This is a genomic window from Streptomyces sp. NPDC037126, assembly GCF_055605965.1.
Genome location: NZ_JBVJTD010000014.1, coordinates 168,076 through 192,978 on the forward strand (window position 1 = coordinate 168,076; position 24,903 = coordinate 192,978).

Here is a 24,903-nt window from a genome sequence, read left to right on the forward strand (position 1 = left end):
GGAGCCCCGATTTCAGGGGCGCTCCCAGACGTAGAAACGCTGCGCCATCGCGTCCTTGGGGGACCGCCAGGTCTCCGGGTCGTACGCGCTGACGTACGCCGTCAGCCGCTCGCTGACGTCCTTGAACTCGGGGTGGGCCGTGACCTTGGCGATGGCCGGGCCGGGGTCGCGCTCGGACTCGATGAGGTGCATGTACACATCGCCGAACTGGAACAGGCTGCGCCGTACGACGCCCACGAGGTGGGGCAGTTCACCGCGGTCGGACTCCTCGAAGACCTTGGCGATGTCGGGGGCGGAGCCCGGAGCCATCCGGGCGACGATCAGGGCCTGGTGCGTCACGTGTCGTCCTCTCGTCCCTCTTCTCGGTCCTTGCCGGTCTCTCTCGGTCCTTCTCGGCTTCTCGGGTACGGCTCAGTCGGCGAGCGCCGGCGCGGCCCGGTGCCCGGCGGCGGCCTTCTGGATCTTGTCCCGGATCAGGGCCATCTGGACCTTGGAGTTCCTGTTGATGTTGTCGGTCATCCAGTCGTCGTCGACCGGGGCGTCCGGCTTCATCGCGAAGTCCTGCGTCCACACCATCCGGGTGCCGGAGGGGACCTCCTCGTAGCTCCAGTGGATGTTCATGTGGTCGAAGGGCCCGGTCTCCACCCGGCGCGCCCGGACGGTGAGGCTGTCGCGGTCCGGCTCGCGCTCGGAGACCCAGCTCCAGACGGTGCCGTTGTCGTCCGGATGCATGGTGAGCCGGAAGGTGGTCTTGTTCCCCTGCCGTTCGAGCACCTCCACCGAGGCGTACTCGCTGAACAGCTGGGGCCAGCGCTCCAGGTCGTTGGTCATGTCCCAGACCAGGTCCAGGGGAGCGGCGATGGTGATCTCGTTCCGGGTGTGTCCTGCCATGTCAGGCTCCTGCCATCAAGGTGCTGTTGACGAGGTTGAGGAACTGCTGGGGCGTCTTGCAGCGCTCGGCGTCGACCGGCATCGGGGTGCCGTGCGTGTTCTCCAGTTCGCCGACGATGCCGAGCAGGCCCAGCGAGTCGACACCGAGGACGTCGAAGCCGGTGTCCGGCCCCTCCTCGAGCTGCTGCGGGCTGACGGTGACCCCCGCGGCCTTCTTCATGAGCGCCGCGAGTTCTTCCACGGTGATCTTGGACATGTGCCTTCCTCCTTTGCTGTGCTCACTGCTCGGCGCCGTGCCGCAGCACCAGCGCCGCGTTCGACCCCATGAGGCCGCGGCTCAGGACCAGTGCCGTCCGCAGCTCGGCGACCCGGGCACGGCCGGTCACGAGGTCGAGGTCGTGGCAGACGTCGACGACGTTCGGCGTCGGCGGGATCAGGCCCTGCTCCATCGCGAGCACGGCCGCCGTGGTGTCCAGCACGGGGGCCGCGCAGTACCCCCGGCCGAAGCCGGTCTTCGGCGCGGTGACCGGCACCCGGGTGCCGTGCGCGCCGAGGGCGTCGGCGAGCGCCAGCGCCTCGGCCCGGTCCGCGTCCGGCACCCCGAGGGCGTCGGCGAAGACGACGTCGACCTCCTCGGGCGCGACGCCGGCGTCGGCGAGGGCCGCCCGGATCGCGTGGGCGAGGCCGTCGCGGGACTCGGCCCAGCGGGAGGCGCCGGTGAAGGTCGCCGCGTGCCCCGCGACGAGGGCCCGGACGTCGGCGCCGCGCTCCCGGGCGGCACCCACCGACTCCACGACGAGCATCGCGCCGCCCTCGGCGGGCACGAACCCGCACGCGCTGTCCGTGAACGGCCGGTACGCCCGGGCGGGATCCTGCTCCCTGCTCAGTTCCTCGTAACCGAGCTGGCAGACCATCGAGTACGGCGCGAGCGGCGCCTCGGTGGAGCCGGCGACGATCACGTCGGTACCCCGGCGCACCGCCCGCGCCGCGTGCGCGAGGGCGTCCAGGCCGCCGGCCTCGTCGGAGGCGACGACCGAGCAGGGGCCCTTGAAGCCACGGCGGATGGACACCTGGCCGGTGCTCGCCGCGTAGAACCAGGCGATGGACTGGTACGGCCCGACGAACCGGCTGCCCTTGCCCCACAGTCGCTGCAGCTCGCGCTGGCCGAACTCGCCGCCGCCGGAGCCGGCGGCGGTGACCACGCCGATGGAGTACGGCGAGTCGGCGGTGTCGGCCGGCCCGAGCCGGGCGTCGGCCAGCGCGAAGTCGGCCGCGGCCATGGCGTAGTGCGTGAACCGGTCGGTCTGGACGAGGAAGCGCTCCTCGATCGTCTCCGCCGGGTCGAAGGCGCGGACCTCACCGGCCACCTTCAGCGGAAGGTCCTCACAGCCCTCCCGGGTGACCGGGCCGAGGACGCATCGGCCCTCCTGGGTGGCCTTCCAGAACGCGTCGGTGGTGGTGCCGTTGGGTGCGACCACACCGATGCCGGTGACGGCCGCACGCCGGTCTGTCGGTTCGCTCATGGTGTCCTCACTCCCTCGGCCGGGTCAGGATCACGGCGGACTGGAAGCCGCCGAACCCGCTGCCCACGGACAGCACGCTGGCCAGCTTTCGTTCGCGGGCGACGCGCGGGACGTAGTCCAGGTCGCACTCGGGGTCGGGAATCTCGTAGTTCGCGGTCGGCGGTACGACCTGCTTGGCCATGGCCAGTACGCAGGCGACCAGCTCGATGGCACCGATCGCCCCGAGGGAGTGCCCCACCATGGACTTGATGGAGCTCATCGGGGTGCCGTAGGCGTGCTCACCGAGCGCCCGCTTCACCGCGGCGGTCTCGTGGCGGTCGTTCTGCCGGGTGCCGGAGCCGTGGGCGTTGACGTAGTCGATCGCCGTCGGGTCCAGCCGGGCCTGGTCCAGGGCCGTCGATATGGCCCGCGCCATCTCCAGGCCCTCCTTGGTCAGACCGGTCATGTGGTAGGCGTTGCCGAAGGTGGCGTAGCCGCCGAACTCGCAGTACACGTGCGCACCGCGGGCCCGTGCGTGTTCCAGCTCCTCCAGGACGAGCACCGCGCCGCCCTCGCCCATGACGAAGCCGTCACGGTTGTTGTCGAAGGGCCGGGAGGCGTGCGCGGGGTCGTCGTTGTTCGGCGACGTCGCCTTGATCGCGTCGAAGCACGCCATGGTGATCGGGGAGATCGGCGAGTCCGACGCGCCGGCTATGCAGATGTCGGCCCGGCCCTCCTGGACGGTGTGGAAGGCGTACCCGACCGCGTCCAGTCCGGAGGTGCAGCCGGTGGACACGGTCTGCACCGGGCCATGGGCGCCGAAACGTTCCGCCACCGCGGAGGCCACGGTGCTCGGCGAGAACGCCCGGTGCAGCTGCGGCTCCGCCTCGGTGTGGTCCACGTCCCAGCGCTGCCCGCGGTGGCTGACCAGGACGTAGTCGTGCTCCAGCCGGGTCGTGCCGCCGACCGCGGTGCCCACCGACACCGCGATCCGCCACGGGTCCTCGCGGGCCATGTCCAGACCCGAGTCCCGGACCGCCTCGTCGCCGGCGGCCAGGGCGAACTGGATGTACCGGTCCGCCCGTTCGACCTGGTCCACGTCCAGGCCGTGCGCCGCCGGGTCGAAGTCGCACTCCGCCGCTATCCGTGACCGCAGCCCCGCGGGGTCGAAGAAGGTGATGCCCCGCGTCGCGGTCCGGCCGTGGGCAAGCAGGTCCCAGAACGCGGGTACGCCGATGCCACCCGGAGCCACGATGCCTATGCCAGTGACCGCCACGCGCCGGGTCATGACCGGACCTGTCCCCGGTCGGCACCCGCCGCGGCGGGTTCGGTGACCACGGCGGCCGCGCCGATGACCGACGTCTCCTCGGTGTCGACGTGCCCCAGCTGCGGGCGCGGCGCCAGCGGACCGAGGTGGAAGACGATCCGCGCCTCCACGTTGCCGACGTTGCGGAACCGGTGCCGCATGTCGATGGGGATCATCAGCCCCTGCTCCGGGCGGAGCACGTGCGGCTCGCCGTCCAGGTCGACCTCCAGCTCGCCGCAGACGACGTAGACGAACTCCTCGGAGTACGGGTGGTAGTGCTCAGCGATGCGGTCGCCGGGCTGCACGATGGCCACACCCATGAAGCCGCTGGTCGAGCCGACCGTGGCCGGGGTGAGCATGGCGCGCAGATCACCGCCGCGCCGCGTGTTGGGCTCGACCTCGCTGAGGTCCACGATTCTCGGACGGGGTTTGATCACGACATTCCTCCGATGGGTGTGATCGGGCTTCCAGAGGGGCTCGGGCGTCCGGGCACTCAGGCCTCGGGCGAATGACGGTCGGTGACCAGGGCCATGCGGACGGCCTCGCCGTCGAGCAGCGCCCGCAGCTCCGCGGCCTGCCCGGCGTCCCGCGGCAGCGGCTCCACGTCCCGTTCCTCGCGCAGGTCCACCAGCCGCACCACGACGTCCTCGCGCTCGAAGACCGTGCTGCGCAGCACCGGGCCCTCCGGGTCGTCCGCCGCCGCCGAGTCGTGCCGCGCGAGCAGCTCGGCCAGCTTCATGCCGCACCCGGGGCGCGCCGGGTAGTAAAGGGCCTGCCGCGCCCCCTCCGGCCGGTCGTCCACCAGCACGTGGTGCACCGCCGGCAGCGCCGCCCGGGTGAAGAACAGGCGCGCCGACTCCTGGTCGTTCAGGTCCCGGTCCTGCTCCAGATAGGGGTTGATGGCCTCCTCCACGGCCCGCACCTCGGGCTGCCGCGCCACATGGCGCAGGGCCGCCAGCAGGTCACCGCGCACCTCGATGGCCCGCACCACCCGGTTGCCGTGCATGAACAGCGAGGTCCGGCACAGCCGCGTGGTGTCGTCGACCCGGGCCTCGGGCGACTGGTAGTCCGCGAGCAGCTTGGCGACCCTCTCCTCCGTGCCCGGCTTGACCGTGAAGGTCAGCGCGTGCCGGATGACACCGTCGCCGATGCGCACCTCCGTCTGCAGCCGGCCCCGGGACGGCACCGCGGTCTCGAACGCGCTGCCCGTCTCACGGACGATGTGGAAGCGCAGCGACCTGGTGTTGCGCACGCAGGAGTGCAGCGGCTCCACCATCCGCACGTGCTCCTCGCTGTTCACCCAGGTGAGGAACGGCGGAGCACTCTCCCACTCGCTGGTGATGAGCCATTGGGATGGATTCTCGATGGACTGGCAGAGTTGGTCGCTGACATGGCCGGGCACGGACGCAACCTGGTTGCACAGCTGCTCGTAGGCCTCCAGGAACTGCTGCTGCGCGCCGTCGAAGACGTCGACCAGCAGAACGACCCGGAGCCGGGAGCCGTCGAACACGGACTGGGAGACTCGCTTCGACACCTCGCGTGCCGACGCTTCTGACAGACGTTCAGAGATTGTGGTCATCCTGCGGACATCTCCTTGGCGGGGGATCTCGGGGTGCGCCGGTCACCGCCGTGACGCGACGTCAGCGCTTTTTGATCCTGTGCCGATGGCCGAAAGCCCGCGACTCGTAGGAACCACGTGGGTGATCTGGCGCGCAAATGGGCCCAAATAAGCCGACACCGGGCATGAACCTCACAGGCGCCCCACACGCACCCTGCCTCTGGAGGCCTCGATGCATCACAAAGCCGACCACCGGGTTCCCGTCCTCATCGTGGGCGGCTCTCTGGTGGGCCTGTCCACATCCCTGTTCCTGGGCCGCCTCGGCGTGCGCCACCTGCTCGTCGAGCGGCACTCCGGGACCTCGATCCACCCCCGCGGGCGCGGCAACAACGTCCGCACGATGGAGCTCTTCCGGGGGGCCGGCATCGAGCCGGACATCAAGGCCGCGGCCTCACTGCTCGCTGACAACCACGGCATCCTGCAGACCCCGACGCTCGTCGGCGACGCCGGGGAGTGGCTGTTCAAGGAGATCGACCCCGGGGGCGGCCTGAGGCGGTTCAGCCCCACCTCCTGGTGCCTGTGCAGCCAGAACGACCTGGAGCCCGTGCTCCTCGACAACGCCCGCGAACTCGGCGGCGACCTGCGCTACCACCACGAGATGGAGTCCTTCGAGCAGGACGCCGACGGAGTGACCGCCGTCGTCCTCGACCGCGGCACCGGCGAGCGCCACACCGTCCGGGCGGACTACCTCGTCGCCGCCGACGGCCCCCGCAGCCCCGTCCGGCGCGCCCTCGGCATCGGCCAGAGCGGCCCCGGCGACCTGTTCGCCAACGTCAGCGTCACCTTCCGCTCCGCCCAGCTCGCCGAGGTCGTCGGCGACCGCCGCTTCATCTGCTGCTACCTCACCCACCCCGACGCCGACGGCGCCCTGCTGCCCGTCGACAACAAGGAACACTGGGTCTTCCACGCCCCCTGGCACCCCGAACTCGGCGAAGCACTGGAGGAGTTCACCGAGGAGCGCCTCCAGCGGCACATCGCGGGGGCCGTCGGCGTACCGGGCCTCGACGTGGAGATCACCGGGATGGCCTCCTGGCGCGCCGCCGAACGGGTGGCCGACCGCTACGGCGCGGGCCGGGTCTTCCTCGTCGGCGACTCGGCGCACGAGATGTCCCCCACCGGCGCCTTCGGCTCCAACACCGGCATCCAGGACGCCCACAACCTCGCCTGGAAACTGGCCGCCGTGCTGGACGGCTGGGCCGCCCCCGCCCTGCTGGACACCTACGACGCCGAACGCCGCCCGGTCGCCCTCGCCACCAGCGCCCGCGCCTCCGCCCGCTCCGTCGAGCACAGCCACCCCGGCTTCGCCCCCGCCCCCGGCGTCGGCGGCGCCAAGCGCGGCGGCATCCTCAACGTCGTCCTCGGCTACCACTACGCCCAGGGCGCGGTGCTCGGCACCGACCCCGAGGCGCCGATCGTCCCCGACGGCCTCGCCCTCAGCGGCCGTCCCGGTACCCGCGCCCCCCACCTGTGGCTGCGCCAGGCCGGCCGCCGCCTGTCCACCCTGGACCTGTACGAGGCCTCCCTCGTCCTGCTCGCCGACGCCCCGGACGACGCGGGCTGGCACGCCGCCGCCCGCCGCGTCGCCGCCACGGACGGCGTACGCCTCGACGCCTACCGGATCGGCCCGGGCGGCGACGCCGACCTGACGTACGACACCGACGGCGCCGACGACCCCGACTGGGCCCGGCTGCACGGCGTCACCGCCGACGGCGCGGTGCTGGTACGCCCCGACGGCTTCGTGGCCTGGCGCACCTCCGTCGCCGCGCCCGACCCGGAAGGCGTGCTCCGCGAGGTACTGAGGTCCCTGCTCCAAACGGCCTGACCCGCGCATACGACAAGGGCCACCCGCGCGCGGCGCGGGTGGCCCTCTCCTGTGGAGCCCCCTGTCGGCAAGGGCCGGCCGTCCTTGTCGTAGCCCGTGCGCGTGTGGACAGCGACCGGAGTCGCCGAAGGCAGCGCGAGCTTCTCGATCTCAGCGCGAGTAGGCATGCGAACCGTGATCTCATCGCGGTACCGGGCCTGCACGAGGCCCACGCGGGCCAGTACGCCACCCGGTGCTGAGACGTCCTCGGGAAGCATCAGCGGGGTTCCTCGGACGAACTCCTCGGGGAAGTACGAGTCAGCCGGTGCGTACGGATCCTGGTCCACTATGCGCACGCGCTCTCGCACGACAGTCAGTGCCGACTCAGGCTCATCACCGAGGCCGGCAAGGCCAACGCCGCGAAGAAGTCGTCCAGGTGGTGGTGACCATGCGGCCCTGACCGGTTCCACAGGTGTGGGCGGCCGGGAAGGGAAGTCCGGCCGCCCACGCTCACGCGGACACACGAGGGCCCGTCGGGCCCGTTGGGTCTGTCCGATCAGATCAGCCGTTGTCGCAGGCGTTGGCGCCGCTGGGATTGAGCAGGCCGACGACGTCGGCGGTGAGGCCGCAGGCATTGACCGGGACGTGGACCGGGATCTCGATCACGTTGCCGGAGAGCACGCCGGGAGAGCCCGTTGCGGTGCCCTGGGCACCGGCGTCGGCGGCCGCGAGGCCCGCTCCGCTCAGGACGACGGCACAGGCAGCGCCGGCAACCGCAAGCATCTTCTTCATGGCGATCATGACTCGCTTTCTTTGAGTCCGAACGGGCGAGGGTTCGTCTCGGGCAGCTCCCGGAGCGCCGTTCCGGCGCGAGGAGCGCAGCCCGCTCGGACGACTTCCCGGCTCAACAGGCAGCCGACGCCTCGCACGCGGACGTTCACCCGTCTGGTCGGCACTCCCCCCCGCCAACCGGACCAGCGCCACACCGCGCACGCCTCTGATCGAAGCACTTGCCCTGACCGAGGACGTACAGCCCACCCACATCCGCGTCGCCCCCGGATTCGACGGCTCGACCTGGGCCGCGACGACGGCCGTTCCGTCCGTATCCACCCCACCGGCTGGGGCATCCGCACCCCCGACCCGCAGGAAGTCTGCTGGCGGCGCACCCAACTCACCAGCGAACTCCCCCTGCCCGCCCGGGACACCGACGGCAAGGGCATCGACCTCCTGCTGCGCCTGTGCAACTTCGCCGGCGCCGAGACCGAGTGCCTGGCCCTGGCCTGGCGTGGGGAGATCCTGGGATTGCAGTGGAAGGACGTGGACCTTGACCGGCGCACCGTCACGGTGCGGACCACGCTGCACCGGGGTGGCACGGAGCTGTACCTGGACACGACCAAGAACCGGCGGGCGCGGGTCATCCCGATTCCGCTGATGTGCGTGGCGCCGCTTCGGTGGCAGCGCCTACGGCAGGCGGACCGGCGTGCGGCTGCCGGCGCGCAGTGGCACGAGAGCGACCAGGTGTTCACCACAAGGAGCGGTCGGCCGATCGAGCCGCCTCGCTGCTGTTCGCGGCCGGGGTCGCGCCCCGCACCGTCATGGAGAGTGAGCGACGGCGACCGACGGCAGGCCATGGGGCCCATGGACCGACTGCTCAAGCGACGCCGTTAGGCCGTTTCCTTCGGATCATCTGCTGCGCAAGCGGGCTAGCTCAGAAAGCGGCTGGGGGCGTCCCGTGTCTTCCTGGTCATGAGATCCATCCATTACGAACTGGAGGAGAGTCATGTCTGGTGCGAAGGACAAGGCGAAGGGCCTCGCGAACGAGGCGGTCGGCAACGTCAAGAAGGGTGCCGGCAAGGTCACGGACAACGACGAGCTTCGGGCCAAGGGCAAGGCGCAGGAACTTAAGGGGGAAGCGCAGCAGGTCAAGGGCAACATCAAAGACGCCGTGAAGAAGCCGTAGCTCCGCGGCTCCTGAGCCGGACCCGACAGACGCGACTGCCGTCAAGAACTACCGTCAACGCCCTCACGATCATGGATCGTGAGGGCGTTGACACAGGTAGATCAAGAGCCCCCTGTCGGATTCGAACCGACGACCTTCGCTTTACAAGAGCGGCGCTCTGACCAGCTGAGCTAAGGAGGCCTGCACGCGCGTGGCGCGTCCGTGCCTGTGCAGTGTACCCAGGTCCCACTCCGGCCCCGTCGAAAATTTCCGCGAAGTTCACAGGGGTCCGGGTACTGACAGATCGAGTGGACGCCAGGTACGGTCCTGAGCCAGTCCACTCGTGTGGACTACACCAACCACCTTCCTACAACGGATCGTCCGGCACGTTCCTGCCGGTAGAAGGGGGCCCATTCACCATGGCCACTGTCACGTTCGACAAGGCGACCCGGATCTACCCGGGTTCCACCAAGCCCGCCGTCGACGGTCTCGACATCGCGATCGAGGACGGCGAGTTCCTCGTCCTGGTCGGCCCGTCCGGCTGCGGAAAGTCCACCTCCCTGCGGATGCTCGCGGGCCTGGAGGACGTCAACGGCGGCGCCATCCGCATCGGTGACCGCGACGTCACGCACCTGCCGCCCAAGGACCGGGACATCGCCATGGTGTTCCAGAACTACGCCCTGTACCCGCACATGACCGTCGCGGACAACATGGGCTTCGCCCTCAAGATCGCCGGCGTCAACAAGGCGGAGATCCGGCAGAAGGTCGAGGAGGCGGCGAAGATCCTCGACCTCACCGAGTACCTGGACCGCAAGCCGAAGGCGCTCTCCGGCGGTCAGCGCCAGCGTGTCGCGATGGGCCGCGCGATCGTGCGCGAGCCGCAGGTGTTCCTCATGGACGAGCCGCTGTCCAACCTGGACGCCAAGCTCCGCGTCTCGACCCGCACCCAGATCGCCTCGCTGCAGCGCCGACTCGGCATCACCACCGTCTACGTCACCCACGACCAGGTCGAGGCCATGACGATGGGCGACCGCGTGGCGGTCCTCAAGGACGGTCTGCTCCAGCAGGTGGACTCGCCGCGGAACATGTACGACAGGCCGGCGAACCTGTTCGTCGCCGGCTTCATCGGCTCCCCGGCCATGAACCTGGTCGAGGTCCCGATCACCGACGGCGGCGTGAAGTTCGGCAACAGCGTCGTCCCCGTCAACCGGGACGCCCTGAAGGCCGCCACCGACAAGGGTGACCGCACGGTGACCGTGGGCGTCCGCCCCGAGCACTTCGACGTGGTCGAGCTGGGCGGCGGCGCCGCCACCGCCCTGACCAAGGACACCAGCGACGCGCCGGCCGGCCTCGCGGTCTCCGTGAACGTCGTCGAGGAGCTGGGCGCCGACGGCTACGTCTACGGCTCCGCCGAGGTCGGCGGCGAGACGAAGGACCTGGTGGTCCGGGTCAACGGCCGCCAGGTGCCGGAGAAGGGCTCCACGCTGCACGTCGTGCCGCGCCCGGGCGAGACCCACGTGTTCGCCACGTCCAGCGGCGAGCGCCTCTCCGACTGACCCGCCGGACACGCTCCGCGAGGAGGGCCCCGCGCACCGGCGCGGGGCCCTCCTCCGTGTGCGCGGACCCCCCGGCGAAGTGATCGTTCCAGGTGGCGGCGTCAACCCCTTACCCAGAAAGCAACGCGTTCTCATCCCCCATAAGGGTGACTGAATGTCTCCAAATCATTACCGGGCGCTACCCTCACACGCGTGAAGCACTCCACCACCACTCAGACGCGACGCAGCCACCGGGGCCCTGCCCGCCGGATCGGCCGCACCCTCGCCCTCGTCCTGCCCGTCGTCCTGGTGCTCTCCGGGACCCTCGCGGTCACCCGGGTCAACTGGACGGGAAGCTCCTCCAGCTCGGTGCTCACCGCCTCGGACGTCTCCTCGGCGGAGGTCGCCACCAGGTCGGTCGCCCGCGCCCCCCAGGACGTGCTGCGCGACCAGCTGATGGGCGAGCTGCAGGACAAGAACCCGGGCGTGGTCCTCACCCACCTCCAGGAGGCGGTGAACGGCCACCCGTCACTGGCCCGGCACTGCTCCTCCATCGCCCGCTCCCTCGGCAGGGCCGCGGTGCGCATCTACGGCGCCTCCCGCGCCCAGTCGTACGCCCGCCCGGTGTGCGACACCGCCTTCGCCTCCGGCGTGCTGGCCGCGCACAGCTGAACCCGGCGCCCCGGCCGGACACGGGCCGGCGCGCCGATGACGGCTCCCCGCGGAGCCCGCTCGGCCGCGCGTGCCCGGACGGGGCGCCACGTACAGTGCGGTCATGACCCATCCGAACGCCGCGTCGCGCCCCACTCAAGCCGTGATCCTGGCCGGTGGCCAGGGATCGCGGTTGCGTCCGTACACCGACGACCGGCCCAAGCCGATGGTCGAGATCCCCGGCACGGGCACCCCGATCATCGGCCACCAGCTGACCTGGCTCGCCGAGGAGGGCGTGACGGACGTGGTGGTCTCCTGCGGCCACCTCGCCGACGTCCTGCAGAAGTGGCTGGACTCGGCCGACCTGCCGGTCTCCGTGCGCACCGTCGTGGAGACCGAGCCCCTCGGCCGCGGCGGCGGCCTGAAGTACGCCGCCGCCCACCTCCCGCGCCCGGACAGTCCCTGGTACGCCACCAACGGCGACATCTGGACCCGTTTCTCCCTGCGGGACATGGCCGACTTCCACACCGAGCGGGACGCCGTCGCGACCCTGGCGCTGGCCCGGCCGCGCATCCCCTGGGGCGCGGTGCAGACCGACGGGTTCGGGCACATCACCGACTTCATCGAGGCACCGCCGTCCACCTTCGAGATCAACGCCGGTGTGTACGTCTTCTCGCCCGAGTTCGCCGGGATGCTCCCCGAGCGCGGTGACCACGAGCGGACCACGTTCCCCGGACTGGCCCGGGAGCGCAGGCTCGCGGGCTTCCCCCTCCCGCAGGGGGCGTACTGGCGGGCCATCGACACCGCGAAGGACCTGACCGAGGCGGCCAAGGAACTGGCGGCCCTCGGACGCTGACGGCCCCGGCCCCCACACCCCGAGAAGGCCCCGCACCGGGTGGTGCGGGGCCTTGTGCTGACGGGACGGGCTAGCCCAGCAGGCCGCCCACCAGGCCCGGCTGGCCCGTGGAGGAGCTGCCGCCGGAGCTGGAGGTGCCGCCGGTCGACGAGCCGCCGCCGACGCCGCTGCCGCCCGTGCTGGTCGGCCCCGCCGTGGTGCTGGGGACGCCGCCGGTCGGGGCGGACTGGCGGGGCGGGACCTGACCCGTGGTGCCCTGGGTCTGACTCGGGGTGGTGGTCGTACCGCCGATGGTGCGGGTCGCGCCCGGGGTGGTGGCCGCGCCGGACGGACTGGCGCCGGCCGTGGCGCCCCCGGAGGGCGAGGTGGAGGCCGCCGGGGTCCTCTTGTGCCGGGTCCCGGGCTGCTGCGGCAGCGCGGAGCCGGGGAGGTTGTTGCGGGGGGCCTCGCCGGGGCCCGGGACGACCACCCGGCTGGAGTCGCGCACCGCGCCGCCGAGCAGGGAGCCGACGAGCAGGGTGAGGCCGACGGTGACCGCGGTGACGAGGGCGCCGCGGCGCAGGACGTAGCGGCGCAGCTCCCAGATGTCGGAGCGGGGGCCGAGGCGCCGCCAGGCGCTGCCCGCGAGGCGGCCGTCGACGGAGTAGACGGGCGCGCCCGCGATGACCAGCGGGGACCAGGCGGCCATGTAGATGAAGTCGGGGGCGTCGTACGCGGGGACCGTCTTCCAGCTGACGGTGACGATCAGTGCCGCGGACAGCAGGGCGCCGACGACCGCGGCGACACGCTGCCAGCAGCCGAGGATCGTGAGGACGCCCACCACGACCTGCAGGAAGGCGATGACGAGACCGCAGCCGACCGGGTGGTGCAGGGCGAGCTGGCGCAGCGGCTCGGCGACGTCCCACGGGTGCAGGGTGTCGAGCCACTTGACCATGGAGCCGCGCTTGCCGCCGTCGAAGTAGACGGGGTCGCACAGCTTGCCCATGCCGGCGTAGATGGAGATGAAGCCCAGGAAGATGCGCAGCGGGAGCAGGACGACACCGAGGTTCATCCGGCGGCCCGGGTAGTACGCGTGCCGGGCCGGGTCGTCGCCGTGCCGTCTGGCGCGCCGGGCGTCGGGGTCGGTGTCCGCGTACTCGTCGTATTCGTCGTAGTCGTCGGGGCCGTCGTAGTGGTCGGCGCCGTCGTAGTGGCCGGGGTCGTCGTAGTCGCCGTACGACCCGAAGTCGTCGCCCGCGTAGGCCGGTTCGCCGTAGGCGCCGCCGCCGCTGCGCATGTGCGGCAGCAGGCGGGTGCCCTCGGCGTCGGCGGCGGTGCGCTGGTGGCCGACGACGGGGGTCTCGACGGTCCGGTCGAGCTCGCCGTAGGTGTCGGCGTAGCCGGTGGTCCCGACGCGCGGGATGACCTGGGTCGCGCCGGCCTCGGCCTCGTCGGCGTGGCGGACGCTGCTGCCCCGCACGGCCTGGAGGAGCCGGTGGGCCCCGGTGTCGTCGGGGGCGGACCTGCCGCTCCACACGACGGGGCGGCGGCGGCCGGCGGCGGCGCCCGCCCGGCCCGCCGTGCCCGCGACGGGCATCCGGGCGGTGTCCTGGGCGGCGCTCAGATGCCGTGCGATCCGCGGGGACTGGGTACGCCGCGTCGCCGTGCCCAACTGCACGCGGAAACTGGCGTGATTGACGATGACCTGCGCCGGATCGCTCGGCACCTTCACCATGCTCAGCGCGGGAGCGTCGTCGAATCCCGACGAGCGGTCCCCCGTGGGTGTGCGGGGTGTTCTGGTGTCCACACTCATCTAACCGAGTGACGTGACGTTAGGACACTGCTTTGACCGGGCGGATGTGTCCGGACCGCGTCAAAGCAGCCCGGAACACCGTACGGACACCAGAATTACCCCGTACGGGTGAGATTCCGGACGGGTGTTCAGTCCCGTCGGCGTGGCATCCCGTCAGGCACGCCTGCGGGCGGCCTCGTAGAGCACGATGCCCGCGGCCACGCCCGCGTTGAGGGACTCCGCGCCACCCGGCATCGGGATGCGCACCCGGTAGTCGCAGGTCTCGCCCACCAGACGGGACAGGCCCTTGCCCTCGCTGCCGACCACGATGGCGACCGGGCCGCCCAGGGCCTCCAGGTCACCGAGTTCCATCTCGCCGTCCGCCGCCAGGCCGACGACCGTGACGCCCGCCTTCTTGTAGGCCTCCAGGACCCGGGTGAGGTTGGTGGCCCGGGCGACCGGGGTGCGGGCGGCCGCACCGGCGGAGGTCTTCCAGGCGCCCGCGGTCATGCCGGCCGAGCGGCGCTCGGGCACGACGACGCCGTGGCCGCCGAAGGCGGAGACGGAGCGGACGACCGCACCGAGGTTGCGCGGGTCGGTGACCCCGTCGAGCGCGACGACCAGCGGGTCCTCGCCCTCGTCGGCCGCGGCGTCGAGCAGGTCCTCGGGGTGCGCGTACTCGTACGGCGGGACCTGCAGGACCAGGCCCTGGTGGTTGAGGCCGTTCGTCATGCGGTCCAGCTCGGGCCGCGGGGCCTCCATCAGGTTGATGCCGCCGCGCTCGCCGACGAGCTGGAGGGCCTCGCGGACCCGCTCGTCGTTGTCGATGAACTGCTGGACGTACAGCGTGGAGGCGGGGACGCCCTCGCGGAGCGCCTCGACCACCGGGTTGCGGCCGACCACCAGCTCGGAGGTGGACCTGCCGCCGCCCCGGCGCTGCTGCGGGCGGCCCTGCGAGCGGCGGACCTTGGCCGCGGCGGCGCGCTGCTTGGCGTGTCCCTTGCGCATCTCGGCGGGCGGGGTCGGGCCCTTGCCCTCCAGGCCCCGGCGCCGCTGGCCGCCACTGCCGACCTGCGCGCCCTTCTTGCCGGACATGCGGCGGTTGTTCGCGGCCATGACCTACCTGTTCTCTGCGGAAAATGTGTGTACGTCTATGCAGTGTGCCGCCCGGGGGGCCGGGCGGCACAATCGATCAAGGGCCGGGGCTACCGGGACCCGAGGGTCCAGCGGGGTCCCTGGGGGCTGTCCTCGATGACGAGGCCCGACTGGCCCAGCTGTTCGCGGATGGCGTCGGCGGTGGCCCAGTCCTTGCGGGCGCGGGCGGACTCGCGCTGGTCGAGGACGAGCCGTACCAGGCTGTCGACGACGCCGTGCAGCTCCTCGCGGCGGCCCGCCTCGTCACCGGCCCAGCGCGCGTCGAGCGGATCCAGGCCGAGGACGCCGAGCATGGCCCGCACCTCCGCGAGCCGGGCGACCGCGGCCTCCTTGTCGTCGGCGGCCAGCGCGCTGTTGCCCTGCCGGACGGTGGTGTGCACCACGGCGAGGGCCCCGGGGACGCCCAGGTCGTCGTCCATCGCCTCGGCGAAGGCGGGCGGGACCTCGGCGGCGGGCTCGACCGCGCCCCCGGCCTTCTCCACCACGCGCTGCATGAAGCCCTCGATCCGCGCGAACGCGGACTCGGCCTCGCGCAGCGCGTCCTCGCTGTACTCGATGGTCGAGCGGTAGTGCGGCGTGCCCAGGTAGTAGCGCAGCACGATCGGCCGCCACTGCTTGACCATCTCCGACACCAGCACCGAGTTGCCGAGCGACTTGGACATCTTCTCGCCGCTCATGGTCACCCAGGCGTTGTGCACCCAGTACCGGGCGAACTCGTCACCGAAGGCCTTGGCCTGGGCGATCTCGTTCTCGTGGTGCGGGAAGATCAGGTCCAGGCCGCCGCCGTGGACGTCGAACGCGGAGCCCAGGTACTTGTGGGCCATCGCCGAGCACTCCAGGTGCCAGCCCGGGCGGCCGCGCCCCCAGGGCGTCTCCCAGTCGGGCTCACCCGGCTTGGCGGCCTTCCACATGGCAAAGTCCCGCGGGTCCCGCTTGCCGGAGATGCCCTCCTCGGCCGGCTGGCGCATCTCGTCCAGGTCCTGCCGGGACAGCTCCAGATAGGACGGCCAGGAGCGCACGTCGAAGTAGACGCTGCCGTCGGCCTCATAGGCGTGCCCGCGCTCGATCAGCGTGCGCATCATCTCGACCATCTCGGTCACGTGGCCGGTGGCCCGCGGCTCGTAGGTCGGCGGCAGGCAGCCCAGCGCGTCGTAGCCCTCGTTGAACGCGCGCTCGTTCTCGTACCCGATCGACCACCAGGGCCGGTCCTGCTGCTCCGCCTTGGCGATGATCTTGTCGTCGATGTCGGTGACGTTGCGGACGAACGTCACCTCGTAGCCGCGGTACTCGAACCAGCGCCGCATGATGTCGAAGTTCAGATACGAGCGGACGTGCCCGATGTGAGGCGCCGCCTGCACGGTGGCACCACACAGGTAGATCGAGACACAACCCGGCTTGAGCGGGGTGAAGTCACGGATCTGCCGGGCGCTGGTGTCGTACAGGCGAATAGTCACCACTCCAGGGTAGTGGGCGCCAGGCAGTGCCTCACGCCCCTTCCCCGCAATCCCGGCGCCTCAGATCACCCCGACGACCTTGCGCGGGGTGATCCGCACGACCACCCGCTGGGCGTCCTGCGCGGAGGACGGGTTGAATTCGGCGTACTTCCTGCCGGTGTACTTCAGGCTCAGTTCCTCGATGAGGTCCGGGCCGCCGGCGGTCGTCATGTCGGCGGTGCCGCGGATCTCGGCGTACTCGTAGGGCTGTTCGGGATTCATGACGACGACCGTCACCCGGGGGTCGCGGTCCAGGTTCTTCTTCTTGCGGCGGTCGACCGTCGTGGAGAAGAGGAGGTCGTCGCCGTCGCGCTTCACCCAGACCGGGGACAGCTGCGGACTCCCGTCGGGCTGGACGGTGGCGACGGTGACGAACACCTTGTCGTCGAGCAGGGACTTGAGCCGGTCGGACAGGGCTGCGGACACGGGTACCTCCGGAAAGCCATGGTCAGCGGTGACTCTCCGGGTACCCTCGCACGCTCTCAGCCCACCCGCACCACGAGTGCCGTCGCCACCGCCATCAGCCCCTCGTCGCGGCCCGGGAAACCGAGCCCGTCGGTGGTGGCGCCCGAGACGGACACGGGCGCGCCGGCCGCCTCGGAGAGGATCTTCTGGGCCTCGTCGCGGCGCTTGCCGATCCTCGGGCGGGGGCCGATCACCTGGACGGCGACGTTGCCGATGGTGAAGCCCGCCGCGCGGACGATCCGGGCGGCCTCGGTGAGCAGGGTGGTGCCGGAGGCCCCGGACCACTCGGGCCTGCCGGTGCCGAAGTGCTGCCCCAGGTCACCGAGCCCGGCGGCGGAGAAGAGGGCGTTGCACGCGGCGTGCGCGACGACGTCGGCGTCGGAGTGCCCGGCCAGACCGGGGCCCTCGCCCTCCCACCGCAGGCCCGCGCACCACAGCTCGCGGCCCTCCTCGAAGGCGTGGATGTCGGTGCCGATGCCGACCTGGGGCAGCGGCAGGGGACGGTCAGAAGCCATCGTTGAGCCTCCTGCGGGCCAGGACCGCCTCGGCGAGGACCAGGTCGAGGGGGCGCGTGACCTTGAAGGCCTCCTCGTGCCCGGGGACGGTCACGACCCGCAGGCCGAGCTGCTCCACCATGCTCGCGTCGTCGGTGACGTCCTCGGTGACGGTCTCGTGGGCGTGCAGCAGGGTCGCGCGGTCGAAGCCCTGCGGCGTCTGGACCGCGCGCAGCCGGGCCCGCTCGGGCGTGGCGACGACCGGCTCGGGCGCGCCGGGCTCGGCCGCGGGCTCGACCTCCTTGACGGTGTCGGCCAGCGGCAGCGCGGGCACGACGGCCGGGGCGCCGTCGCGCACGGCCTCGATGACGGCGTCGACCGTGTCGACGGGGACGAGCGGGCGGGCCGCGTCGTGGACGAGGACGACGCCGTACTCGGGGGGCAGGGCGTCCAGGCCGAGCCGCACCGACTCCTGGCGGCTGTCCCCGCCGGGGACGACCAGGAAGTCGGTCCGCTCGGGCAGCGCGTGGACGTCGAGCAGGGACTTGACCTCGGCGGCGCCGTCCGGCGGGGCGACGACGATCACGAGGGAGACGTGCCGGGACGCGGCGAGGGCACGGACGGCGTGGATCAGCATGGGCGTGCCGTTCAGCGCCCGGAGCGCCTTGGGGGCGCCCGGACCGAGGCGTACGCCCCTGCCGGCGGCCGGAATCACGGCGGCGACGGGGGTCGGCGCGGACGAGGGGCGCGATTCGTCAGACATCGGTTCCTGTCAGGTTTGTGTGCTCGACCTAGGTGGGTATGGCCTGGAGGAGTGCCGGGCGCGACGCCTTGACCGGACCCCTTCCGTGACCCTGGTCGAGCCATCCGCCCGGGCCCGGCACATCAAGTATCGGGGGGTTTGTTCCGTGGGCTTCCCGACGTACCGCAACGCACGTACCGGTTTGCAATGCATGTACCGGTTTGCGGGGACGAACATGCCGCAGCGCCCGGCGACAGGTTCAGTGTCATCGGGCACCGCGGCATTGTGACTGTGCTGAGCGTGCCGGGAGCGGGAGACCGCTACCCATGGCGTGTCAGGAGGCGAGCACCTCGTCGAGCAGGGCCTCGGCCTTGTCCTCGTTCGTGTTCTCCGCGAGAGCCAGCTCGCTCACCAGGATCTGGCGGGCCTTGGCGAGCATGCGCTTCTCACCGGCGGACAGTCCGCGCTCGCGCTCACGACGCCACAGGTCACGCACGACTTCCGCGACCTTGATGACATCGCCGGAGGCGAGCTTCTCCAGGTTTGCCTTGTAGCGGCGAGACCAGTTCGTGGGCTCCTCGGCGTACGGCGCGCGCAGCACCTCGAAGACCCGGTCCAGCCCGTCCTGACCGACCACATCACGCACGCCGACGAACTCCGCATTGTCCGCTGGCACACGTACCGTCAGGTCACCCTGGGCGACCTTCAGCACCAAGTAGGTCTTGTCCACGCCTTTGATCTGGCGAGTTTCGATGGCCTCGATCAGCGCGGCCCCGTGATGGGGATAGACCACGGTGTCGCCAACCTTGAACGTCATGTGACAGGTACCCCTTCCGTGGCTATCCAGGGTAACACGGAAACCGGCGGTTCTGAATGGCGTTTTCGCAGGTCAGGGCATATCTCGGGGCTTGACAACAGCAACCGGAACGTGCTTCGACCGGCCCGCGGAAGCGGGTATTCGCAGGTGGGAGGGGCTCTCCGGGCGAGGTGAAACGCGTACGCCACACACCCCCGGAGGCCTCTCCAAGTGGATGAACATCCCGATTTGTCCGGTTCCAAGCGTACGACTTCCGCTACTCCGTTCGGTGGCCCGAGGCGGATGTGAGCCGAATCCGGAATTGATCAGCGGCCTCCGGGCGGGTGCCCCGTGATCAATTTCGGGGGCGCCCGCGCATTCCTTCACGGAAATTTTGCGCGTGGTTATGTGAATGGCGTACGAGCCCCGGGCAAAGTGACTGAAGGGTCACCTGTGACAGGGGTGACGAGTGGGCCGAGGTACCCCCACCGGGTGGGAAGCCGGGGCCCGGAGGAGGGTCGGGTGCGGACGCTCGGGAACGGCTCGGTAACCTAAGGCCGCTGACAGACACTTAGGGTGGCTTTATAAGGAGCCGCCCGTGCGTTCAAGGAGTTGCCGCCGCCGTGAGCAGCAGCCTTCGACGCGGCGCCCTCGCCGCCTCCGCCATTGTCTTCTCGATCGCGTCGCTCGCCGCCTGCGGTGCCGGCAACCACTCCCAGACCCTGGAGGTCAAGCCGGACAACGCGGCCACCAGCGTCGGCGACATCAAGATCCAGAACGCCACGATCATCACCCAGCCCGACCTGAAGTCGACGGGCCCGGCCGCGGTCTCCGCGACCCTGTTCAACATGGGCAACGCCGACGAGACCCTGCAGTCGATCAGCATCCCGAACTCCACGGAGACGGTGAAGCTGACCGCGGCCAAGGGCCAGAGCCTGACCGTCCCGGCGCACGGTTCGCTGATCCTCGGCGGCCAGGGCAACGCCTCCGCCGAGATCCCCAGCGGCCGCACGGCGGTCCAGGACGGCAACGCCCAGCCGATCACCTTCACCTTCAGCAAGACCGGTGCGGTGAGCCTGCCCGCCTTCGTGGTCCCGGCCACCAGCTACTTCGACAAGTGGGGCCCGAGCCAGATCCCGTCCGGCCCGGCCACCGCCTCCCCCGCCCCGGGCGCCACCGCCTCCGGCAGCGCCAAGCCGGGCAAGCACGGCAAGGCCACCGCGTCGGCGACCGCGAGCACCACCGCGACCACCGGCACCGGCGCCAACCCGAGCGACTCCGCGTCGCAGTCGGCCGCCGGCCACTGAGCGGCCGTACACGCCGAACGGCCGCCCACGCCGAACGGCCGCCCGCGCCGGGCGGCCGCACGCGCGTCGGGCGGCCCGGACGCCGCTCGCGGCCGTGAACGCGCGAGGGCGGCACCCCTGCCGGGGTGCCGCCCTTCGTCGTGCCTGGCGCAGGGGCCGGTCTACGGCTCGAACTTGTAGCCCAGGCCGCGCACGGTCACCAGATAGCGCGGCGCGCCCGGGTCCGGCTCGATCTTGGCCCGCAGGCGCTTGACGTGGACGTCGAGGGTCTTGGTGTCGCCCACGTAGTCCGCACCCCAGACCCGGTCGATCAGCTGCATACGGGTCAGCACCCGGCCCGCGTTGCGCAGGAGCATCTCCAGCAGGTCGAACTCCTTCAGCGGGAGGTCGACCTTGGAGCCGGCGACGGTGACCACGTGGCGGTCGACGTCCATGCGGACCGGGCCGGCCTCCAGCGCCGCCGGGGTGACCTCCTCCGGCTCCCCGCGGCGGCGCAGCACCGCGCGGATGCGGGCGACCAGCTCGCGCGAGGAGAAGGGCTTGGTGACGTAGTCGTCGGCTCCTATCTCCAGACCGACGACCTTGTCGATCTCGCTGTCCTTCGCGGTCACCATGATCACGGGTACGTTGGAGCGGCCGCGCAGCTGGCGGCACACCTCGGTGCCGGGCAGCCCCGGCAGCATCAGGTCGAGGAGGACGAGGTCGGCGCCGTTGCGCTCGAACTCGTCGAGTCCGTCGGGGCCGGTCGCCGCCACGGCGACCTCGAAGCCCTCCTTGCGGAGCATGTACGACAGGGCGTCGGAGAAGGACTCCTCGTCCTCGACGACGAGCACTCGGGTCACGGAAGGACCTCCGGGGCGGGAAGCGGTTCGTACGGGGATGACTCGGTGGGGCCGCCGGCCTCGTCGTCGAGGTCGGGGTCGGGGTGCTGCTGTGCGCGGTCACGGGCCAGACCCGCCTCCGGCAGCCTCAGGGTGAAGGTGGAGCCCTGGCCTTCGGCGCTCCAGACCGTGACCTCCCCGCCGTGCGAGGCGACCACGTGCTTGACGATCGCGAGACCCAGGCCGGTGCCACCGGTGGCCCGGGAGCGGGCCGGGTCGACGCGGTAGAAGCGCTCGAAGATGCGCTCCTTGTCCCTGTCGGAGATGCCGATGCCCTGGTCCGTGACGGCGAGCTCGATCATGTCGCCGCCGGAGGCGCTGACCCGGCGCGCGGCTATGCCGACGCGGGTGCGGGCCGGGGAGTAGTTGACGGCGTTCTCGACCAGGTTGCCCAGGGCGGCGGCGAGCTGCCCGCGGTTGCCCCAGACATGCAGGTCCGCCGTGCCGCCGGCGGCCATGGTGATCTGCTTGGTGCCCGCCTGGTGGCGGCAGCGGTCGATGGCCTCGGCGACCAGTTCGTCCACCCGGACGGGCTCGGCGTCCTCGAGGGGATCGTCGTTCTGCACCCGGGAGAGGTCGATCAGTTCCTGGACCAGGTTGGTCAGCCGGGTCGCCTCGATCTGCATGCGGCCGGCGAAGCGCTGGACGGCCTCGGGGTCGTCCGACGCGTCCATGACGGCCTCGGAGAGCAGGGAGAGCGCGCCGACCGGGGTCTTCAGCTCGTGACTCACGTTCGCGACGAAGTCGCGCCGCACCGCCTCGATCCTGCGGGCCTCGGTCAGGTCCTCGACCAGCAGCAGGACCAGGCGGGAGCCGAGCGGGGCCACGCGGGCGGAGACGGCGAGGGCCTCGCCGCGTCCGGTGCCGCGTCTGGGCAGGTCCAGCTCGACCTGGCGTATCTCACCGTCCCGTCTGGTGTCCCGGGCCATCTGGAGCATCGGTTCGATGGCCAGTTTTCCTCCGCGGACCAGCCCGAGGGCGTAGGCGGCGGAGCTGGCCTTGACCACGGCGTCGCCCTCGTCGAGGACGACGGCCGAGGAGCGCAGCACCGAGAGCACGGTGTCCACGCCGGGCGGGAGTACGGGATCAGTGTGCAAGGAAGTCCTGGTAGGTCGCTTCTGGTCGCGTTCGCTCCAGCGGAACGCCAGCATGGCGATGACACCGGTCAGCACCCCGGCGATCGCTGCCGCTGCGGCGACCGCCGCGTTCACGTCCATGCCTCAAGGTTAGGCATGACGTACGACCTGACCACAGCCGTGGGAGTGCGACCTCGAACACTCGTCGCCCAGAGTTCACCTTGGAGCCAGTATTGGTTCATTTGGGGTGGCGGAAACGGACGCGTACGAGCCAGAACGTGGGAGCGTGGGGTTCGCACCGCCGGTTTCGCCACGGGGCGCGCGCGTGCTGCGACGGCCCCCGGAACCCCCGAAGCACACGTAGGAGAGGACCCCTGATGCGGGACGCGTACCACGAGGAACTGGACTCGATCGGCGACGGCCTGGTGGAGATGACCCGGCTGGTCGGCTCCGCGATCGGACGCGCCACGACCGCGATCCTCGACGCCGATCTGAAGCTGGCCGAGAGCGTGATCGAGGCCGACCAGAAGGTCGACGAGCTCCAGCACGACCTGGAGGCCCGGGCGATAGCCCTGCTGGCCCGGCAGCAGCCGGTGGCCACCGACCTGCGCATCGTCGTCACCAGCCTGCGCATGTCCGCCGACCTGGAGCGCTCCGGCGACCTCGCCCAGCACGTGGCGAAGCTGGCGCGGCTGCGCTTCCCCGAGCGGGCGGTCCCGCAGGACCTGCACGCCACCATCCTGGAGATGGGCCAGCTCGCCCAGCGCCTGATGGCGAAGGCCGCCGAGGTCATCGTGACCAAGGACGTCGACCTCGCCCTCCAGCTGGAGCAGGACGACGACGAGATGGACCTGCTGCACCGCACCCTCTTCCAGCACCTGATCGACGAGCGCTGGCGGCACGGCATCGAGACGGCCGTGGACGTCACCCTGCTCGGCCGCTACTACGAGCGCTACGCCGACCACGCCGTGGCCGTCGCCAAGCGCGTCGTCTTCCTGGTCACGGGCGAGCACGCGGACGACCTGCAGGCGGACATCCAGCCGGCGACGGGCGTCGAGGGCGCGTAACCCCGCCGGGGCCGGGTCACCGGGGCGCTCGGGCGCCTCCGTGCGCCGTTGATGCGCCGGGCGGAACGGGCATGAAATGGACGAGGGCACCCTGCCCCAGCGTCTAGGAGGGACCCATGGCCGATTCCCCCAGCACCACACCCGACCCCACCCAGGAGCGCGAGACCGAGCAGCCCGCCGAGATCAGGAGCCTGCCGCTGGTCGCCGCCTGCGGCTGCGGCTCCGGGTGCGGCTGCGGCTGCCAGTCGGGCGGCCCCTGCCAGTGCGGCTGACGGACGTCACGACGTCGTAGGGCCGGTGTGAATCGACTTCACACCGGCCCTACGCGTGCACCCGGTGCGCCCGGCCCCGGGGTCACGGCCCCTGGGCGCGCCGGTGCAGCTCCTCCAGTGCGTCCCGGAGCGTGCTCGCCCGGTACCAGTCCAGCCACACCCCCGCCTCCCGGGCGACGGTGTCCAGCGCGCCCAGTTCGGCCCCGCTGTACAGGTGCCCCGGCTGTTCGTAGTGGGTGGAGAGCATGCCCTGCGGCCGTCCCGACGCGCCCGGGATGGGGGTGCTCTGCACGGAGCGGCTGTGCGCGGCGAGCATCATCGCCCGGGAGGGCTCGTCGAAGCACGGGTCGGTGACGACGTCGTCGACGACGACCCGTTCACTCTTGCGGGCCGCCTCCCCGCAGCAGGTGCAGGTGTCGTCGATCACCGCGAAGAAGCGCACGAACTCGGCGGGGAGACCGCAACTGGACTCCAGCCACAGCGTGTTGTCGCTGGGGTCGATGAGCTGGACGCTGGCCATGTGCGAGTGGGTGATCGCGCAGACGGCGTCCCGCAGCGCGTCCAGGAACACCGGCAGCGGCAGCGGCCGGCCCGCGGGCGCGGTGACGAAACCGACCGTGGGCGCGGCCGCCCGCCCCTGGGCGGGGAACCACGGCTCGCCGGTGCGCGGCGGCGGGGTCTGCGCGAGGGCCGCCGCCAGCCGCACCGGCTCGATGCCGTGCGCCCGGCCGACCTCGCGGAGCAGCCCGTCGGCCGCCGCCGCGTCCGGCAGGCCGTAGCGCTCCATGAGGATGCCGTGCGCACGGGCGAGGAGGGCGCGGCCGAGCAGCGCGTGACGCAGTTCCACGGCATGGCGGCGCAGTTCCAGGGCGCGCGGGCGCAGCATCGGGCCGACCGGTGCCGGGTCGCCGGCGGCCGAGGCGAGGACGGCGGCGAGGGCGTCGGACACCGTCGCGAACAGCTCGGGCTCCCGGGCGCCGGCCGGCCGCGCGCGGGCGAGGACGGCCGCGACGCCGGCGGAGCAGGCGGCGAGGAACAGCCCCCGGCCGTGCCCGGCGGCGGCCCCGGTGAACCGGTACAGGGTCGCGGCGGCGGTGGGCGACAGCCGGTCCAGGCCGCCGAGGTCGAGGACGAGTTGGGCGGGGCCCGCGGCGCGGAGCGCGGAGTCCAGCTCGGCGCCCGCGTCGGCGTCGCCGTGCAGGGCCAGGACCGTCAGCCGTCCCGTCACCAGCCCGGGCACGACCAGATCCGCCACGGTCCGGCAGGTGAAGTGCTCCATCGCGGG

The 24,903-nt window shown here is 71.6% G+C and carries 26 protein-coding genes, 1 tRNA gene and 2 pseudogenes; 9 read left to right on the plus strand and 20 right to left on the minus strand.

Annotated features, from left to right (window positions below):
* Nucleotides 1-12 precede the first annotated feature (12 nt).
* The 7 genes from ACZ7FF_RS28030 to ACZ7FF_RS28060 all read right to left on the minus strand — a co-directional run bounded on the left by ACZ7FF_RS28030 (nucleotide 13) and on the right by ACZ7FF_RS28060 (nucleotide 5,278).
* Entirely contained in the window at nucleotides 13-339 is a 327-nt protein-coding gene (locus ACZ7FF_RS28030; protein WP_470815353.1) for a TcmI family type II polyketide cyclase, read from the minus strand.
* Between the two features lie 72 nt (nucleotides 340-411).
* Nucleotides 412-891: an SRPBCC family protein gene (locus ACZ7FF_RS28035; RefSeq protein ID WP_470815355.1), complete on the minus strand. Its 480-nt coding sequence runs from the start codon at nucleotides 889-891 to the stop codon at nucleotides 412-414.
* Nucleotide 892: 1 nt separating this feature from the next.
* Nucleotides 893-1,147: an acyl carrier protein gene (locus tag ACZ7FF_RS28040; RefSeq protein ID WP_470815357.1), complete on the minus strand. Its 255-nt coding sequence runs from the start codon at nucleotides 1,145-1,147 to the stop codon at nucleotides 893-895.
* A 22-nt stretch (nucleotides 1,148-1,169) separates the two neighbouring features.
* Nucleotides 1,170-2,414, minus strand: coding sequence for a beta-ketoacyl synthase N-terminal-like domain-containing protein (locus ACZ7FF_RS28045; protein WP_470815359.1), 1,245 nt, complete (start codon nucleotides 2,412-2,414; stop codon nucleotides 1,170-1,172).
* A 7-nt stretch (nucleotides 2,415-2,421) separates the two neighbouring features.
* Nucleotides 2,422-3,681: a beta-ketoacyl-[acyl-carrier-protein] synthase family protein gene (locus ACZ7FF_RS28050; RefSeq protein WP_470815361.1), complete on the minus strand. Its 1,260-nt coding sequence runs from the start codon at nucleotides 3,679-3,681 to the stop codon at nucleotides 2,422-2,424.
* Nucleotides 3,678-4,136 carry a cupin domain-containing protein gene (locus tag ACZ7FF_RS28055; RefSeq protein WP_470815363.1) on the minus strand — a complete coding sequence of 153 codons (459 nt, stop codon included), beginning with the start codon at nucleotides 4,134-4,136 and terminating at the stop codon, nucleotides 3,678-3,680. Before ACZ7FF_RS28055 ends, ACZ7FF_RS28050 begins: the two co-directional genes overlap by 4 nt.
* 56 nt (nucleotides 4,137-4,192) lie before the next feature.
* A complete protein-coding gene (locus tag ACZ7FF_RS28060) occupies nucleotides 4,193-5,278 on the minus strand; it encodes a SchA/CurD-like domain-containing protein (RefSeq protein WP_470815365.1) in 1,086 nt (361 codons plus the stop codon).
* 211 nt (nucleotides 5,279-5,489) lie between these two features.
* On the opposite strand from ACZ7FF_RS28060, the gene ACZ7FF_RS28065 reads away from it, so the two are divergent.
* A complete protein-coding gene (locus ACZ7FF_RS28065; protein WP_470815367.1) occupies nucleotides 5,490-7,139 on the plus strand; it encodes an FAD-dependent oxidoreductase in 1,650 nt (549 codons plus the stop codon).
* A gap of 80 nt (nucleotides 7,140-7,219) precedes the next feature.
* Here the strand turns inward: ACZ7FF_RS28065 and ACZ7FF_RS28070 are convergent.
* Together ACZ7FF_RS28070 and ACZ7FF_RS28075 are read right to left on the minus strand one after the other, a co-directional pair.
* Nucleotides 7,220-7,753 (minus strand): annotated as a pseudogene (locus tag ACZ7FF_RS28070) (UTRA domain-containing protein); the annotation flags it as partial.
* Nucleotides 7,680-7,919, minus strand: a complete 240-nt coding sequence (locus ACZ7FF_RS28075; protein ID WP_470815369.1) for a chaplin — start codon at nucleotides 7,917-7,919, stop codon at nucleotides 7,680-7,682. The pseudogene ACZ7FF_RS28070 and the gene ACZ7FF_RS28075, both read right to left, overlap by 74 nt.
* Before the next feature lie 193 nt (nucleotides 7,920-8,112).
* Between ACZ7FF_RS28075 and ACZ7FF_RS28080 the strand changes: the two are divergent.
* Nucleotides 8,113-8,420, plus strand: a pseudogene (locus ACZ7FF_RS28080) (ATP-binding protein); the annotation flags it as partial.
* A 478-nt stretch (nucleotides 8,421-8,898) separates the two neighbouring features.
* The gene (locus tag ACZ7FF_RS28085; RefSeq protein ID WP_470815371.1) at nucleotides 8,899-9,078 is read left to right on the plus strand and encodes a CsbD family protein; all 180 of its coding nucleotides are present in this window, start codon (nucleotides 8,899-8,901) and stop codon (nucleotides 9,076-9,078) included.
* Nucleotides 9,079-9,184: 106 nt separating this feature from the next.
* Here the strand turns inward: ACZ7FF_RS28085 and ACZ7FF_RS28090 are convergent.
* Nucleotides 9,185-9,258 (minus strand) — tRNA-Thr (locus ACZ7FF_RS28090).
* A 218-nt stretch (nucleotides 9,259-9,476) separates the two neighbouring features.
* Here ACZ7FF_RS28090 and ACZ7FF_RS28095 point away from each other — a divergent pair.
* The 3 genes from ACZ7FF_RS28095 to ACZ7FF_RS28105 all read left to right on the plus strand — a co-directional run bounded on the left by ACZ7FF_RS28095 (nucleotide 9,477) and on the right by ACZ7FF_RS28105 (nucleotide 12,099).
* The gene (locus tag ACZ7FF_RS28095; RefSeq protein ID WP_470815373.1) at nucleotides 9,477-10,613 is read left to right on the plus strand and encodes an ABC transporter ATP-binding protein; all 1,137 of its coding nucleotides are present in this window, start codon (nucleotides 9,477-9,479) and stop codon (nucleotides 10,611-10,613) included.
* A 192-nt stretch (nucleotides 10,614-10,805) separates the two neighbouring features.
* A complete protein-coding gene (locus ACZ7FF_RS28100; RefSeq protein ID WP_470815375.1) occupies nucleotides 10,806-11,264 on the plus strand; it encodes a hypothetical protein in 459 nt (152 codons plus the stop codon).
* 103 nt (nucleotides 11,265-11,367) lie between these two features.
* Entirely contained in the window at nucleotides 11,368-12,099 is a 732-nt protein-coding gene (locus ACZ7FF_RS28105; protein ID WP_470815377.1) for a nucleotidyltransferase family protein, read from the plus strand.
* Nucleotides 12,100-12,169: 70 nt separating this feature from the next.
* On the opposite strand, the gene ACZ7FF_RS28110 is transcribed toward ACZ7FF_RS28105, so the two are convergent.
* From ACZ7FF_RS28110 to ACZ7FF_RS28140, 7 genes are all read right to left on the minus strand, one after another.
* Nucleotides 12,170-13,891: a DoxX family protein gene (locus ACZ7FF_RS28110; RefSeq protein ID WP_470815379.1), complete on the minus strand. Its 1,722-nt coding sequence runs from the start codon at nucleotides 13,889-13,891 to the stop codon at nucleotides 12,170-12,172.
* Between the two features lie 153 nt (nucleotides 13,892-14,044).
* On the minus strand, nucleotides 14,045-14,986 hold the full coding sequence (gene rlmB / locus ACZ7FF_RS28115) for a 23S rRNA (guanosine(2251)-2'-O)-methyltransferase RlmB (RefSeq protein WP_470815381.1): 942 nt from the start codon (nucleotides 14,984-14,986) through the stop codon (nucleotides 14,045-14,047).
* Nucleotides 14,987-15,075: 89 nt separating this feature from the next.
* Nucleotides 15,076-16,479, minus strand: a complete 1,404-nt coding sequence (gene cysS, locus ACZ7FF_RS28120; protein ID WP_470815382.1) for a cysteine--tRNA ligase — start codon at nucleotides 16,477-16,479, stop codon at nucleotides 15,076-15,078.
* A 60-nt stretch (nucleotides 16,480-16,539) separates the two neighbouring features.
* Nucleotides 16,540-16,944: a PPOX class F420-dependent oxidoreductase gene (locus tag ACZ7FF_RS28125; RefSeq protein WP_470815384.1), complete on the minus strand. Its 405-nt coding sequence runs from the start codon at nucleotides 16,942-16,944 to the stop codon at nucleotides 16,540-16,542.
* Nucleotides 16,945-17,000: 56 nt separating this feature from the next.
* A complete protein-coding gene (ispF, locus tag ACZ7FF_RS28130) occupies nucleotides 17,001-17,498 on the minus strand; it encodes a 2-C-methyl-D-erythritol 2,4-cyclodiphosphate synthase (RefSeq protein WP_470815385.1) in 498 nt (165 codons plus the stop codon).
* Nucleotides 17,488-18,240, minus strand: coding sequence for a 2-C-methyl-D-erythritol 4-phosphate cytidylyltransferase (gene ispD, locus ACZ7FF_RS28135; protein WP_470815387.1), 753 nt, complete (start codon nucleotides 18,238-18,240; stop codon nucleotides 17,488-17,490). The genes ispF and ispD overlap by 11 nt, the downstream gene beginning before the upstream one ends.
* Nucleotides 18,241-18,553: 313 nt before the next feature.
* Nucleotides 18,554-19,036, minus strand: a complete 483-nt coding sequence (locus tag ACZ7FF_RS28140; RefSeq protein WP_003953493.1) for a CarD family transcriptional regulator — start codon at nucleotides 19,034-19,036, stop codon at nucleotides 18,554-18,556.
* A 602-nt stretch (nucleotides 19,037-19,638) separates the two neighbouring features.
* On the opposite strand from ACZ7FF_RS28140, the gene ACZ7FF_RS28145 reads away from it, so the two are divergent.
* Nucleotides 19,639-20,322: a copper chaperone PCu(A)C domain-containing protein gene (locus ACZ7FF_RS28145; RefSeq protein ID WP_470815389.1), complete on the plus strand. Its 684-nt coding sequence runs from the start codon at nucleotides 19,639-19,641 to the stop codon at nucleotides 20,320-20,322.
* Nucleotides 20,323-20,483: 161 nt separating this feature from the next.
* Here the strand turns inward: ACZ7FF_RS28145 and phoP are convergent, their stop codons facing one another.
* Nucleotides 20,484-21,155, minus strand: coding sequence for a two-component system response regulator PhoP (phoP, locus tag ACZ7FF_RS28150; protein WP_466437636.1), 672 nt, complete (start codon nucleotides 21,153-21,155; stop codon nucleotides 20,484-20,486).
* A 5-nt stretch (nucleotides 21,156-21,160) separates the two neighbouring features.
* The gene (gene phoR / locus ACZ7FF_RS28155) at nucleotides 21,161-22,420 is read right to left on the minus strand and encodes a two-component system sensor histidine kinase PhoR (protein ID WP_470815391.1); all 1,260 of its coding nucleotides are present in this window, start codon (nucleotides 22,418-22,420) and stop codon (nucleotides 21,161-21,163) included.
* Nucleotides 22,421-22,656: 236 nt separating this feature from the next.
* On the opposite strand from phoR, the gene phoU reads away from it, so the two are divergent.
* Both phoU and ACZ7FF_RS28165 read left to right on the plus strand, forming a co-directional pair.
* Complete coding sequence (gene phoU, locus ACZ7FF_RS28160) at nucleotides 22,657-23,346, plus strand: phosphate signaling complex protein PhoU (RefSeq protein ID WP_470815393.1); 690 nt, start codon at nucleotides 22,657-22,659, stop codon at nucleotides 23,344-23,346.
* 116 nt (nucleotides 23,347-23,462) lie between these two features.
* A complete protein-coding gene (locus tag ACZ7FF_RS28165; protein WP_470815395.1) occupies nucleotides 23,463-23,618 on the plus strand; it encodes a hypothetical protein in 156 nt (51 codons plus the stop codon).
* A gap of 82 nt (nucleotides 23,619-23,700) precedes the next feature.
* Here the strand turns inward: ACZ7FF_RS28165 and ACZ7FF_RS28170 are convergent, their stop codons facing one another.
* Nucleotides 23,701-24,897: a GAF domain-containing protein gene (locus ACZ7FF_RS28170; protein WP_470815397.1), complete on the minus strand. Its 1,197-nt coding sequence runs from the start codon at nucleotides 24,895-24,897 to the stop codon at nucleotides 23,701-23,703.
* Nucleotides 24,898-24,903: the final 6 nt, after the last annotated feature.

What these genes read in the sequence shown, in the direction of transcription:
- ACZ7FF_RS28110 (WP_470815379.1), bottom strand. Translation starts at nt 13,891, where the DNA reads ATGAGTGTGGACACCAGAACACCCCGCACACCCACGGGGGACCGCTCG.
- ACZ7FF_RS28165 (WP_470815395.1), top strand. Translation starts at nt 23,463, where the DNA reads ATGGCCGATTCCCCCAGCACCACACCCGACCCCACCCAGGAGCGCGAG.
- ACZ7FF_RS28040 (WP_470815357.1), bottom strand. Translation starts at nt 1,147, where the DNA reads ATGTCCAAGATCACCGTGGAAGAACTCGCGGCGCTCATGAAGAAGGCC.
- ACZ7FF_RS28095 (WP_470815373.1), top strand. Translation starts at nt 9,477, where the DNA reads ATGGCCACTGTCACGTTCGACAAGGCGACCCGGATCTACCCGGGTTCC.
- ACZ7FF_RS28170 (WP_470815397.1), bottom strand. Translation starts at nt 24,897, where the DNA reads ATGGAGCACTTCACCTGCCGGACCGTGGCGGATCTGGTCGTGCCCGGG.
- ACZ7FF_RS28045 (WP_470815359.1), bottom strand. Translation starts at nt 2,414, where the DNA reads ATGAGCGAACCGACAGACCGGCGTGCGGCCGTCACCGGCATCGGTGTG.
- ACZ7FF_RS28065 (WP_470815367.1), top strand. Translation starts at nt 5,490, where the DNA reads ATGCATCACAAAGCCGACCACCGGGTTCCCGTCCTCATCGTGGGCGGC.
- ACZ7FF_RS28035 (WP_470815355.1), bottom strand. Translation starts at nt 891, where the DNA reads ATGGCAGGACACACCCGGAACGAGATCACCATCGCCGCTCCCCTGGAC.
- ACZ7FF_RS28105 (WP_470815377.1), top strand. Translation starts at nt 11,368, where the DNA reads ATGACCCATCCGAACGCCGCGTCGCGCCCCACTCAAGCCGTGATCCTG.
- phoU (WP_470815393.1), top strand. Translation starts at nt 22,657, where the DNA reads ATGCGGGACGCGTACCACGAGGAACTGGACTCGATCGGCGACGGCCTG.
- ispD (WP_470815387.1), bottom strand. Translation starts at nt 18,240, where the DNA reads ATGTCTGACGAATCGCGCCCCTCGTCCGCGCCGACCCCCGTCGCCGCC.
- ACZ7FF_RS28085 (WP_470815371.1), top strand. Translation starts at nt 8,899, where the DNA reads ATGTCTGGTGCGAAGGACAAGGCGAAGGGCCTCGCGAACGAGGCGGTC.
- ACZ7FF_RS28060 (WP_470815365.1), bottom strand. Translation starts at nt 5,278, where the DNA reads ATGACCACAATCTCTGAACGTCTGTCAGAAGCGTCGGCACGCGAGGTG.
- ACZ7FF_RS28075 (WP_470815369.1), bottom strand. Translation starts at nt 7,919, where the DNA reads ATGATCGCCATGAAGAAGATGCTTGCGGTTGCCGGCGCTGCCTGTGCC.
- ispF (WP_470815385.1), bottom strand. Translation starts at nt 17,498, where the DNA reads ATGGCTTCTGACCGTCCCCTGCCGCTGCCCCAGGTCGGCATCGGCACC.
- ACZ7FF_RS28140 (WP_003953493.1), bottom strand. Translation starts at nt 19,036, where the DNA reads ATGACGTTCAAGGTTGGCGACACCGTGGTCTATCCCCATCACGGGGCC.
- ACZ7FF_RS28050 (WP_470815361.1), bottom strand. Translation starts at nt 3,681, where the DNA reads ATGACCCGGCGCGTGGCGGTCACTGGCATAGGCATCGTGGCTCCGGGT.
- rlmB (WP_470815381.1), bottom strand. Translation starts at nt 14,986, where the DNA reads ATGGCCGCGAACAACCGCCGCATGTCCGGCAAGAAGGGCGCGCAGGTC.
- phoR (WP_470815391.1), bottom strand. Translation starts at nt 22,420, where the DNA reads ATGGACGTGAACGCGGCGGTCGCCGCAGCGGCAGCGATCGCCGGGGTG.